The sequence below is a fragment of the Paenibacillus sp. PCH8 genome (assembly GCF_002968835.1).
GTDB lineage: Bacteria > Bacillota > Bacilli > Paenibacillales > Paenibacillaceae > Paenibacillus.
Map to the genome: position 1 here is coordinate 546,144 of NZ_PKQK01000001.1, position 12,716 is coordinate 558,859.

Sequence of the window (12,716 nt, forward strand, 5' to 3'; positions counted from 1 at the left end):
ACTATGCAGCACCATGACAAAAACGGCAGCGTTCCAGAGATAACTTGGAATCACTGCCGCTATGAATAACATCCAATTAGGCTTTGACTGTGTACATCAATTCTTTTTCATGAATTGTGGTACGCCCAGCCGATTGGACATCGGTATATTGAACCATGTTCGTAATAATGACCGGCGTAATCATGTTGTAACCCGCTTTTTCGATCTCTTCACGGTCAAATTCCATCAATAGGTCTCCTACGGATACTTTTGCTCCAGCCTGTACCTTTGGCGAGAAAAATTGGCCTTTCAGCTTTACCGTATCAATCCCGATGTGAATCAGCATCTCTGCGCCAAGATCACTTACGAGACCAATAGCGTGACCACTCTTAGAAACAGAGAATACTGTGCCGTTAACTGGGGAAACTGCACGCCCTTCTGTAGGTTGAATGGCAAATCCTTTACCCATCATTTCTTCTGAAAAAGCAGGATCTGGAACCAGGCTAAGTGGCTTAACTTCCCCACTGATAGGGCTGAATATTTGTTCATCCTGTAATTTAGTGTCTTCTGTTACTACAGGTATAGTTGCAGACGTTGCTGATGGTGCAGGTACCTCTTCCTGGAAGCCCAGAATATAAGTAATTACGCTAGCTACAACGAATGCAATTAAAGCAGCAATCAGTGCATAGAGCAGGTTGCTAATGTCTGGACCGACATATGAGGCAGCTCCCGGAAGACCTACAGTGCTAATGAAATAGGCTTTAACCGAAAAGGCTCCCAAAAACGCCCCAGCGACTGCGCCCCCAATGAGCGCTGCAATAAATGGTTTTTTGAATTTCATGTTAATTCCGTACATGGCTGGCTCCGTAATTCCCATAAGAGCGGTCAGTCCTGTAGAATATGAAAGTGATTTGGTTTGGGTATTTTTAGACTTGAAGCCCACACCAAATGCAGCACCACCCTGGGCCATATTAGCTGCGAACATTAACGGAACGATAAAATCGTAACCAAGTGTTGCAATCGAACCAACTGCAAGCGGCAACAGTGCATAATGCATGCCTGTAATAATCAGTACAGACATCGTGCCACCAATTAAAATACTTGCAAAAATGGATGCGTTATCAAATAACCATCTGATACCCACAGATAAACCGTTTCCAATAATGCCACCCAGTGGCCCGATCGCGATCAAGGTTAGTGGTACCATGATAAGTAACGTTACAGTTGGTACAACAATCATTTTGAGTGAAGCATGCGTAATATGGTCTATAGCTCTCTCCACGTAAGCAGAGATCCAGATTGCAATGACGATGGGAATAACCGATGATGCATAGGATGTAGCAATAACTGTAATGCCTGCAAACGATGTATTACCCTCTTGAAACAAGGCTGCAATGGTTGGGTGCATAAGACCAGCCGCTAATGCAGCTCCCACATAAACATTGCTCCCCATTTTCTTCGCAGCACTAACGGCCAGAAGAATAGGCAGGAAGTAGAATGCACCATCGCCAACGGCGGATAAAATGATATAGGTTGAACTTGTATTCGTCATCCAACCAAGAGCCACCAGAATGGACACGATCCCTTTGATCATACCTGCGCCAGCAATTGCTGGCAGGATTGGCGTGAACATGCCCGAGATGAAATCAAATAATGCGCTGATCGGATTCCTTTGTTTCTTTCCACCTTTTGGAGCACTCTCTGCGTTAGGCTTCATGCTCATATTGTTCACTAGTGCTTTGTACACTTCGGAAACTTCATTGCCAATAATCACCTGAAACTGTCCACCGTTTTCCGTTACACCCATAACGCCAGGTGTGTTTTTTAACGTCGCTTTGTCTGCTTGATTGTTATCGTTTAGATTGAATCTGAGTCGAGTCATACAGTGAGTAACTTGATCGATATTCTCTTCCCCACCAACCAGTTTGAGAATATCTTTGGACAATTGTTGTTTATCCATGATGTAAGGCTCCTTCGACGTATATTAAGGTAGTAAAGCTAAATTTTTGAGGATGGCAAAACAAACTCATTATGTTTTCATTTGACAGCTATTGTGACATTCTCAAGCAGACTAAAGAAGCTCAACAAGCTTGAAACTTGAACTAGTTAAGGGTAGGTTGGTTTATTCATTGCCACCTTCGTTCTCTGACCATGGACGCGTCTAGCCAGTTATAATGGAAGTATCAAACATATGTTATAACGTCATGTTACTCAGATCAGAGAAGAAAATATATAATATTTATGTGTTTAGTTTCCTTTGACACGAAATGATTTTTGTAACAAAAATGTAACGCGTTGTTTTTTAGGGGAGGTAATGTATACTGCCTAAGCAGGTATTTATTATTATGGTCTAAGGGAGTGCATATCCATGTTCACCAGTGAACAAATCTCATCCTATAATGAATTGGAACTATCTTTATATAACTATATTTCTCAGAACATGGAAAAAGTGGCGTACATGCGGATTAGAGAGCTGGCCGATGAAACTCATGTATCTACAGCCACCATTATGCGATTTTGCAGAAAGAATCAATGTGAGGGATTTTCGGAATTTAAAGTAAAACTTAAGATGCTCATTTCCCAAAAGGATAAACTAACGAAGCAGGAGTTAAAAAGCCCACATCATGCTGTGTATGAGTTTTTTGAACGTTCTCAATCTCCTGAATTGGAGGAAAAAATTCAAATGGCAGCAAAATTAATTGCTAAAGCCAGTAGCGTCATTTTTATTGGTATCGGGAGCTCTGGAATAATGGGTGAGTATGGAGCCCGATTTTTTTCAAATCTAGGGATCTGCTCCGTGTACATAAAAGATCCTCATTATCCTGTTCATATCAAAATGCAAAAAGACAGCGTTACGATTGCATTATCTACGCGAGGTGAAAACCCGTATGTTCTACCTTATCTCCAACGGATCAAGCAGGAGAAACATAAAATTGTGGCGATAACGAACAATCGCCAATCCACCATGGCTAAAATATCAGATGTGAATATCCCTTATTATGTAAAAGAAGAGTATTACGAATCCACTAACATCACCACTCAGGTTCCTGTTGCGTTCCTTTTGGAATGGCTGGGACGAGAGGTTTTTAAAGAAATGGTAAATACAGAATTAGAGCAATAAAAGAGAACTCGTTCTTTCTAAAAATATGCACCAGAAAGAGAGTCATTTGGACTCTCTTTTAAGTTATTATGGCTCTCAATGGGATGACTGCGTTAGACGCTTTCCATTACTTTTTTCCCTCGTGTTGCTGCAATTTGCGTCAAAATCATTAGAATGATGATCACAATCATTCCAATCATCGCAGGTGTGAAACTATTGGAAGCATCATGAATCCAGCCTAGCAATATTGGACCCAGCGCTCCAATAACATACCCAGCAGATTGCTGCATCGCTGACCAGGAAGTTGCATCGTTCACATTGGTTGTAGAATCAATCGGTAACATCAGGTTTAAAGTGAACAAGCCCCTGCTCCAACTCCAAAGAGTACAACGGAAACCATCGGTATGAAATTCATCATCAATAAAATCAATCCAACAATCATGAACAGAGATTCACCAACCATCCATACTCTTCTTGAAGGAAAGTTCTTCAATAATACAGGAAGTACAAAGCTAATCGGGATTTGGATGACAACAAATATGGTCAGACAAAGCGTTGCATAGGATTTGCTATACCCCATTTCCTGTATCATTAACGGGAGCCACGCTGTAAAAGAATAAAACAACATAGCCATTAATCCAAATGAAAGCGTAAGCGTCCATGCGCTTCTATTTCCCCAGGGAAGTTTAATTTGCGGACGTTCTTCTCGTTCACTCACATGAACAGATTCAGATCGCGGCTTCACCATGATCCACCACATGATCGCTGCTACAAAGGCAATGACTGCCCACCCTCCTACTGCTATCTGCCAAGAATTGAAGTATGATTCTAAAGGAATGGATGCCATTGAACTAACAGCAGCCCCTACAGTGATTGCAATACTATAGAGTGCAATCATAGATGGAACATGATCGGGAAAATACTTTTTAATAAAACCTGAAGTTAGCGGGCCAATCGAAGCGATCCCGATACCTACGATCAATGAAGATAAAAGTAAAACGAACGTAGACTGTGTAAATAGCCGAGTGGCTATTCCGATTCCCACCACAATCAGGGAATATCCAATGATTCGTTCTATTCCCCATCTCCCACTTGCTTTGACGGCAAAAGGTGAAAATACGCCCATACATAGTACAGGTATTGAAGTTAGCAAACTGGCTAGTGCAGCGCTCATCCCCAGATCTTCCCGAATCGTATCTAACAGCGGAGATATGGAATTAATGGCTGGGCGCAAATTCAATGTAGCAACAAATAACGCAATAATTAATAAGACATTTTTCCTCATTGTTAATCTCCTTCTGATGTCATTCTCATGTTATCTAGGCTCTATTCTACGAGGAGAGCAAGATAAAAAAGTAGGTAATAAGAGACATCTTTATAGGTGAATATGGACATTTAACGAAATTATACGTAAGATCATATCAAACACAAGGAATATAAAGGAGTCCTCATCATGAATATCAGACACAGCAATTTCATCATGTCCGGAGACGGTCTTTTCGCGCCTAGCGTTCCGATTAATGTGAACAGGGTTTATGAAACGTTTGAACTAAACTCCCATTCCCATGATTTTTTTGAAATCACATATATCAGTGAAGGTGCAGGTGTTCATTATATTGATGGTGAGGCAGTTCCTGTGGAGCAAGGGACTATTATTTTCATTCCAGTTGGGTGTACTCATGTGTACCGGCCCAAAACCCTCAAGAAAGATCGGCCCCTGATCGTTTACAACTGTTTGTTTCAAGAAAAGTATCTAACGGAACTCCACTCCTGTTTTCCGCAAGCTCCGGACATATGTGAATATTTCGCAAACAAGCAGTTACATTGGTTCTCTATGAAAGATCTTGATGGTACATATCATTACCTGTTCCGTGAACTTTATCGAGAATTTGCGACAAAACCTCCAGGATATTTGGCTGCTCTCTCTGCTCTCGTCATGCAAATATTAATCGGTTTATTTAGGCATCGGGTACAGAACGTTACTTCCCTAGAAAAAAAGACGCAGTGGATGGCTATCGACGAAGCAATTACCTTTATTAACTCCAATTATGCAAGCGGGCTTAAACTTAGCGAAATTGCCGATCGAGCTAATCTTAGCAAGCGGCATTTCAGTCGTCTTTTTCAAGACCATACCGGAATGAGCTTTACGAATTACTTGCAAAACATCCGTATGGATGCAGCATGCCGTCTCCTGTCAGAAGGCCGCAGCAGTGTAGCCGAAATTGCCGCATCAGTCGGATATCTGGATATGAAATTCTTTCATCAACTTTTTAAGAAAAAAATCGGAATGACGCCCCTAGCTTACAGACATACATGGCGTCAGACCAAATAAAAAAACTACAGCCTACAAAAGGCAATAGGTTTCAACAAGCGTGGCGGTAAAGTGTCTCTATCGACTCATCGAACTTATCCCACGGATGCGCCTCCGATGGGAAGATGGCCCAATTGTATGCCTGAATCCGAGCTATATCCATCTATGACGCTGGCTTCGCCACTCGGGACTTTAACCCTATAGATAGCGCCCCTGCTGGGGCACTAAAAAAAGTCGCTAAATTAGCGACTTTCAATGTTCCTCAACAGTCATCGGTATTTGTAGCTATGTTACCGAAATGTATCGTTTAGTATACATACTTTTAATTTACTATTGTTTTCTTTCGACGTTCTCTAAGCAAAATTTTTACTTGTTCATTGCCGTATATTCAGCATTCTGTAGGTTAAATCTCAAGTCCTTGTTGCTATTCACGAAACAAGCTGCTCCCGTTGCTCTGAATGACATCTTTATACCAGTGGAAGGACTTCTTACGATAGCGTTCCAATGTTCCTGAACCATCATCATGACGATCCACATAGATGAATCCGTACCGTTTTTTCATCTCTGCAGTTGTTGCACTAACCAAGTCAATACAACCCCATGATGCATATCCCATTAATTCAACACCATCTTGAATGGCTTCAGCGACTTGAAGCAAGTGCTCCTTCAAATATTTAATGCGATAATCATCAATAACGGTTTTATTACCATTTTCGTCCGTAATCAGTTCATCTACGGCTCCTAATCCATTTTCAACGATGAACAATGGCTTCTGATAACGATCGTACATCGCATTCATGATATACCTTAAACCTTGGGGTCGATCTGCCAACCCCAATCACTTGCGGTCAAGAGCGGATTAGGAACACCACCAATGAGGTTTCCTTCTCCTTTAATTTGCTTGGCAGGATCAGCCGTTTCGCAACTACTTTGATAATAGCTAAAGGAAATAAAGTCAACGGTATTTTTCAAAATTTCTTCGTCGCCAGGCTCAAAATGAATGGTAATTCCGTTATCTTTCAAATAACGTTTCATGTAACCTGGGTAATAACCACGCACGTGAACATCCGTAAAACCTGTGTTCTTGTGATCCGCTTCCATCACTTTGATCATATCATTAGGATCAGGAGTCAATGGGTAAATCGGCATAGCAATGACCATACAACCAATTTTGAACTCCGGGTTAATTTCATGCCCAATTTTCACCGCCAGTGCACTTGCAACAAACTCGTGGTGAACCGCTTGGTACAGGGCCTGTTTGCTAAGTTGATCCTTATGTGTGTTAATCCCACCACTTGCAAACGGGTGTTCAAGAATTGAATTAATCTCGTTAAATGTGAGCCAATACTTCACTTTGTCTTTATATCTGTCAAAAATGGTTCGTACATACCGTTCATAAAAACCGACCATTTTTCGATTCGCCCAGCCATCGTATTCCCTAACGAGATGTAAAGGAGTCTCATAATGAGAGATCGTAACCAGAGGTTCAATACCGTATTTCCGGCACTCGTCAAAGAGGTTGTCGTAAAATTGGAGGCCTTTTTCGTTTGGCTCAAGTTCATCCCCTTTCGGGAAGATTCTGGACCAAGCTATAGACATGCGAAAAACTTTAAAACCCATTTCGGCAAGGAGTTTAATATCTTCTTTATATCGATGATAGAAGTCAATCGCAATTAACTTCATATTATCCTCTGTTGGTTCAATCGTCGGAGGTGTCTGAATGCCGTTTGGCATGATATCCTGAATGGAAAGTCCTTTTCCGTCCTCTAGATATGCACCCTCAATTTGGTTTGCAGAGACGGAACCTCCCCACAAAAAACCATTAGGAAATTGAAATGTTTGAGTCATTTGGTAAGCCCACCTTTCGTTTAAACCTTCAGCGGATCTGGATATAAAATGAATCTCGCTTTGTCGGTTTTTTATCATGTATTTGTTTTCACAACTTATGTTACATAGATTAATGCATAAAATACATATTATTTCGTATTTAGTACAAGGTATCACAGATTCACATTTGTAACATAAAAGTAACACAGTGTTTCTAAAGATTACTGTGTGCAAGCTAAAGGGTAACTGTAATTCAACTACGCCATCATAATAAGTAACAAAATAAAAAAAGCCGCCAGAATGACGACTTCATCATGATAAGTTATTCCATTAAACGTGTTTTAGCTTGCTTCCAGCTTGATTTCTCCTAACTTGAGGTCAGATGGTAGGTTTCATATCTACAATGTCTGAAGACTTTCCTTAATCTGATTCGTAACTTCGTGACCATGATACGTAATCACTTTTTTAATATCAAGCTCTAACAGTTTGGCAATCGACTTTAACGCAGTTGTATGATCCAAAGTTTGTTCGTCATCAAAGGACAAGAGACGACCATCTTTCGCATTTAAAGCGTCACCAGCAATTAACGTTTGGCTTGGGATATGATATAGCGACATATGATCTGGTGTGTGTCCTGGTGTAAAGACGACTTGAATACCACCTGCCAAGGGCAGAATGTCTCCATCCTTTAATGCTGTATGAACATGCACGGACGGTGCGAAACTTTTACTTTTGATAAGCGGAATGGCTCCGGTCAAATAGGGTACAGCCTCCTCATGTGCGAGTACCGTCACCTCGTTCCCTCTTGCCTGAAGTAGTTCCGGCAGACTGCCAATGTGGTCCCCATCTTGATGTGTAATGATGATATGCGTCAGCTTCTCTAAACCGAAATTTTCTATTTCGAGTAACGTACGGATTTGTTCCAATTGCCCAGGAATCCCCGTATCAACAAGCACTACATTCTGTTCATCCCATAACAATGTTGGATATACTATAAATGGTTCCCCATAATATTCCATTTCAAGCTTTATTGCTTTGATTCCGGTATTCGGTTGAGACATAGACATTCACTCCTTCAATTAGTAAAGATATTATATTACTTAAAGTAAGCAATAAGTCAACCCTTTTTAAACTCACTTTCTTATTGGTTTGTACTTTATGCTATACGTGCACCTGAAAAGAAATGTCTTCTCGTCCTCTTTTTTGTACGTTCATTTAAAAACAAAAGAAACCCAAGGTTATAATTCACCCGGGTTTCTCACTATTAAGTGCGATGGTCACACTCATTCTCATAAAAAAGGATTTTACTTGGTAATGGGCTGTTTGATCAATATAAATAATAGCACCTTAAGTGAATGACTCGCGACTTAATGTTCATCATCTATATGAGCTGCTCCCCATTTGCAAAGCTCTTGCAGAGCAGGGATGAGGGACTTGCCACGCTCAGAAAGGTAGTACTCAACTTTAGGCGGTACTTGTGAGTATTCATGGCGTGTAATGAGCGAATCAGCCTCTAGCTCTTTTAATTGATTGCTAAGCATTTTATGAGTAACTCCTTGAAGCGCTCTTTTCAACTCACCGTAACGCATAATCTCTTCCTTCAATAGCAAGAATAATATATGTAATTTCCATTTACCATTTATTAGCGATAAGGTATATACAAATGATTCATTACTGTCTTCTTTTTCATTTCTGGTTTTACTGTGAATCATGTAATACTCTCCTTTTTGATAGTATCTTACTAAAAAGTGCATACTAGTCTTTTGTGATGTTTCGATTATACTATACATTATAACTGAACGGAGGTATTTTTAATCATGAAAGATTTCAGTCCGGTTGCTTTTGCTTATGGCTATCCCATGCCACTTTTGATGATATCTACTTACGATGAGAACGGAACTGTCAATGTGATGAATGTGCACTGATGCACGATGAATCACGGAGGATATATCAATTTGGGTGTTGGTACGAATAAAAAGACGCACGAGAATATCGAAAAAATGGGTGCCTTTACAGTTGCACTGGCCACTCAAAATCATGAAGGAAGAGCATTTATGACTCTAAATCGTTAATTCTTATTTGTTAATGAAGTGTCCAACAAGAAAATATACTAACAATGAAAAGGTGAACAAATAATGGCCATTAAGCCTGTTGATTTAAAGAAAGCATACCGTTTATTGCAAGTAGGTCCAACAACCATGATTTCTGCTAAACACGATGGGATAGAAAATGTAATGGCAGCCGCTTGGGTCGGTCTGGTGGGAAATAATAAAGTGATGGCATATATCGGCAAACAAGCTTTTACACGTGAACTCGTTGAAAAGAGTGGTTACTATGTAGTACATGTTCCAACTGTTAAACAAATGGAAACTGTCTTGTATGTTGGTGAGCACAGCGCTAAAGAAACAGACAACAAACTTGATAATATCCCACTCTTTTACCAAGAAGAATTTGATTTACCACTAGTTGAAGGTTCCGCTGGCTGGCTAGTATGCAAGGTTATCCCAAATGCTGTAAATGAACAAGAACATGATCTTTTCATGGGTGAAATTGTCGGTGCTTGGAGTGATGATCGAGTATTCAACAACGGACATTGGATTTTTGATGATGCTCCTGATGAATTGCGTACAATACACTATGTGGCTGGCGGTCAATTCTATGCTATTGGAAAAGGTACTAAATTTAATCACGGACCTGGTAAAGACTAATTAAATCGGTAAAGAAAACTCTCACAGTCCCATTTTGGTTAGATGAAATGGGACTGTGAGAATAATATAAATTTTCTCAAGTACTACAAGAAGCTCTGAAAAATCAGTTAGGTGTCCGTGATTTGTCTCAATACGAACAAGGGATTCCTTGCTCAATAAATCAATAAATAAGCTAGAGGTTCACCTCTAGCTTATGAGGCACTAAAAATTGAACTACTCGTTATCTTTTCTGATACTTTATTCAAGCGTTATTATTTTTTTAGGCATCATAAGTTCTCCAGGAGCACTGGGAGACTTAATTAAAAGTTACCCCCGTGCTCAGGGTTCTGATATTCAATTACGGTACAGATCTTTGCTGCTTTCAGTTTACAAGTCCCTAGATTCAAGTTCTTCCCAGCGAGGATTAACTTTCTCTTTTTCGATAGATTCGAATACTTGGTATAGGTTCTCTAAAGGAGCTGACTTTCCGCAATGTTCCAATGCTGCCTGAACCAGATCTTTCCAAGGTGGCAAGCTTTGAAAGGAGCTCTGAAGAGCAACGATTTGTCACATTTGCTATACTCTGTAGCAGAATTACGGGCGAACAAGGGTCCTCTCCATTCCGTTTTAACGGCATCTATGATCTCTTCAAGGAAGCGGTAATCTTTTCTTCATTTTCTCCTTAGTGATCCGTTCTCTGGATTGTAATTGGGGATTAAAAATGATCAAAATACATCTGAGTCTTTTTCAGTAGGAAATTTTTCATCCTGTACGTTGGAATACAACTTTTCCAAGTAATTTTAATTGTTCCAGATCTTAAGGTTCGATTCACTGTGTTACATAATAATGAGTATTTAATACGATCAGTAATAATTGCTGTTCGATTTCTTCTCCTTTGGTAGTTAAAAATAAATCATGGGAGCGTTTGTCTAGTTTATTCGTCATCCGTTTCTTCCGCTCAAGAGAGTGTACCATCCTAATGACAGTTGTCTGATCACGATTAATAGCCTCTGCAAGTTCTTTTTAGTTCATGCCTTTGTCCATATTCAAGTAGCATGGTAGTACTGCATAAATCCATGAAATCCCCCTCATTGTCTTATTGTTCCTCACTATAAGACATCTAAAAAGATGAGACAAATTATTTCGGGAGTATCTACGAAAAGAAACCCAGGGTCTCCGAATGACCTGGGTTTCTTAAACCGATGCAAGGAGCGTAATTACTCCTACATACGAAACTTTTCAGTTTTATATGTTAGCTCATCACGGGCTGAAGTGATTCCAGCAGTTTTTTAATCTCCTCATCATACTCCAGTTCAAATGTTGGAAGAATCTCATCCAATCTCTGCTGAAAGAATTCAGGATCTTGTACACCAAGCTCTGCCCTTAATTCCATCTCCTCTTCGGACCCATTATCGTCCAGAATCATGTCCAGAACTTCTTTTTTAAAGTATTCACTTGGCGGAAGGATCAACGCATTCATCAGGAATTGCATAAAGAAGAGCTGATTATCTTTTTCCTGATAAGCTTTTTTCATTGCGTGCTTGGTAAATAAATTAATATATTTCTGACCAAAAGTAACTCCTTTCAGTTCGAAAGGTCCAGCATGTTCCACCCCTTTCCAACGCATGTCAGCCACAGAACTAAGCCACCAAGCCGGTTCGATGGCCTTCTGCATCCGAATCAATACCTCCCGCTCAAACTGAGTATCAGGCTGCATTCGTTGTGCTTCCAAACATTTTCCTATCGTTTCTGCTTCGATTGCAGCAACGGTGATACCTTGTCCATGAATGGGATCAAAGCTGCAAAATGCATCGCCAAGAACGAGTAATCCAGAAGGCCAATCTTCCATAAGTTCAAAATGCTGGCGAACAGACTCGGAAATGCGGTACCCCTTGGCCCTTGCAATGGCTCTAACTGCTCCATTAACTTTTCAATGTTATCTGAAGCAAACAGATGCTTGATTTGTTCTTGAAACTCTTCTGGCTGAGTGGACGGATACGCCTCTCCTCCAGCATTGAAAAGAATGAGTCCAGCGATATCATCCTCGGTGCGCATAAATATGCTTGCACGAATACCTTGCTCAGGATCTGAATCAGACATCACCAATTCATTTGGAATAGAGGATTTTATTTTGTAATAGCGGGTGCTGTAACCAAGAGATACCTTCAGCACTTCCGGTTCTGGCACAGACAATCCAATCTTATCAAGCCATCTGATCAATTTGGAGGAACGACCTGAGGCATCAATAACCATATCCGCTGGAAGTTGTTCTTCTCGTTTCCCCCGTTTCTCTCTTTGGTGTAAATGCCTGTAATGGAGCGCTGATCTTCAGAGACTATTAGCCCGGTAACTTCCATGCTGGTTAAGAAGCTTATATGAGAAATATCCTGGATTCGTTTTCGCAGCACCCATTCCAGCAAAGCTCTGCTGCACGATGCAATTTTAAATGAGGTGGTATCCTCCTTATTCACCAATGTACCGTACCGATTGCTAACGACAAGACTCTCATCGTGTGAAGAGATTGCCCCCAAATCTATCAATTCTTCATTGTATCCTGGAAAATAATATTCTAAAATCAGCGCGCCGCGAGGTTGTACACGGTGTGGATGAAAAGATTGAGGTACACCCTGCCGGTTGGACGGCTCCGTAGGGAATTCATCTCTTTCGATAACATATACGTCTTCATAATAGTCAGATAACATTCTGGCTGTAATCAATCCCGCTATCCCAGCCCCAATGACTACCGCTTTTTTCATGTCAGACATTTCAACTTCATCCTTTCTTCAAAATTATATTAAATCTACGGTTGTAG

The 12,716-nt window shown here is 40.5% G+C and carries 11 protein-coding genes and 1 pseudogene; 3 read left to right on the forward strand and 9 right to left on the reverse strand.

The window, feature by feature from the left end; genetic code table 11:
- Positions 1 to 76: 76 nt before the first annotated feature.
- Complete coding sequence (locus C0Q44_RS02315) at positions 77 to 1,939, reverse strand: beta-glucoside-specific PTS transporter subunit IIABC (RefSeq protein ID WP_105405884.1); 1,863 nt, start codon at positions 1,937 to 1,939, stop codon at positions 77 to 79.
- A 408-nt stretch (positions 1,940 to 2,347) separates the two neighbouring features.
- Here C0Q44_RS02315 and C0Q44_RS02320 point away from each other — a divergent pair, with 408 nt between their 5' ends.
- Positions 2,348 to 3,100: a MurR/RpiR family transcriptional regulator gene (locus C0Q44_RS02320; protein ID WP_105405885.1), complete on the forward strand. Its 753-nt coding sequence runs from the start codon at positions 2,348 to 2,350 to the stop codon at positions 3,098 to 3,100.
- Positions 3,101 to 3,192: 92 nt separating this feature from the next.
- On the opposite strand, the gene C0Q44_RS30645 is transcribed toward C0Q44_RS02320, so the two are convergent.
- Positions 3,193 to 3,423 carry a hypothetical protein gene (locus C0Q44_RS30645; RefSeq protein WP_258166132.1) on the reverse strand — a complete coding sequence of 77 codons (231 nt, stop codon included), beginning with the start codon at positions 3,421 to 3,423 and terminating at the stop codon, positions 3,193 to 3,195.
- A gap of 5 nt (positions 3,424 to 3,428) precedes the next feature.
- A complete protein-coding gene (locus C0Q44_RS02325) occupies positions 3,429 to 4,364 on the reverse strand; it encodes an MFS transporter (RefSeq protein ID WP_258166133.1) in 936 nt (311 codons plus the stop codon).
- A gap of 168 nt (positions 4,365 to 4,532) precedes the next feature.
- Here C0Q44_RS02325 and C0Q44_RS02330 point away from each other — a divergent pair, with 168 nt between their 5' ends.
- A complete protein-coding gene (locus tag C0Q44_RS02330; RefSeq protein WP_105405886.1) occupies positions 4,533 to 5,411 on the forward strand; it encodes an AraC family transcriptional regulator in 879 nt (292 codons plus the stop codon).
- Between the two features lie 403 nt (positions 5,412 to 5,814).
- Here C0Q44_RS02330 and C0Q44_RS02335 read toward each other — a convergent pair.
- From C0Q44_RS02335 to C0Q44_RS02345, 3 genes and pseudogenes are all read right to left on the reverse strand, one after another.
- Positions 5,815 to 7,238, reverse strand: a pseudogene (locus C0Q44_RS02335) (glycoside hydrolase family 1 protein).
- 377 nt (positions 7,239 to 7,615) lie between these two features.
- Complete coding sequence (locus C0Q44_RS02340) at positions 7,616 to 8,278, reverse strand: MBL fold metallo-hydrolase (RefSeq protein ID WP_105405887.1); 663 nt, start codon at positions 8,276 to 8,278, stop codon at positions 7,616 to 7,618.
- Positions 8,279 to 8,584: 306 nt separating this feature from the next.
- Complete coding sequence (locus tag C0Q44_RS02345; protein ID WP_105405888.1) at positions 8,585 to 8,929, reverse strand: winged helix-turn-helix transcriptional regulator; 345 nt, start codon at positions 8,927 to 8,929, stop codon at positions 8,585 to 8,587.
- 423 nt (positions 8,930 to 9,352) lie between these two features.
- Here C0Q44_RS02345 and C0Q44_RS02350 point away from each other — a divergent pair, with 423 nt between their 5' ends.
- Complete coding sequence (locus C0Q44_RS02350; protein WP_105405889.1) at positions 9,353 to 9,925, forward strand: flavin reductase family protein; 573 nt, start codon at positions 9,353 to 9,355, stop codon at positions 9,923 to 9,925.
- A gap of 1,231 nt (positions 9,926 to 11,156) precedes the next feature.
- Here C0Q44_RS02350 and C0Q44_RS30650 read toward each other — a convergent pair.
- The 3 genes from C0Q44_RS30650 to C0Q44_RS30660 are packed head-to-tail and all read right to left on the reverse strand — an operon-like array spanning position 11,157 to position 12,669.
- Positions 11,157 to 11,621 carry a hypothetical protein gene (locus C0Q44_RS30650; protein ID WP_258166134.1) on the reverse strand — a complete coding sequence of 155 codons (465 nt, stop codon included), beginning with the start codon at positions 11,619 to 11,621 and terminating at the stop codon, positions 11,157 to 11,159.
- Between the two features lie 23 nt (positions 11,622 to 11,644).
- Complete coding sequence (locus C0Q44_RS30655; protein WP_258166135.1) at positions 11,645 to 12,124, reverse strand: hypothetical protein; 480 nt, start codon at positions 12,122 to 12,124, stop codon at positions 11,645 to 11,647.
- Positions 12,121 to 12,669 carry an FAD-dependent oxidoreductase gene (locus tag C0Q44_RS30660; protein WP_258166136.1) on the reverse strand — a complete coding sequence of 183 codons (549 nt, stop codon included), beginning with the start codon at positions 12,667 to 12,669 and terminating at the stop codon, positions 12,121 to 12,123. Before C0Q44_RS30660 ends, C0Q44_RS30655 begins: the two co-directional genes overlap by 4 nt.
- Positions 12,670 to 12,716 lie beyond the last annotated feature (47 nt).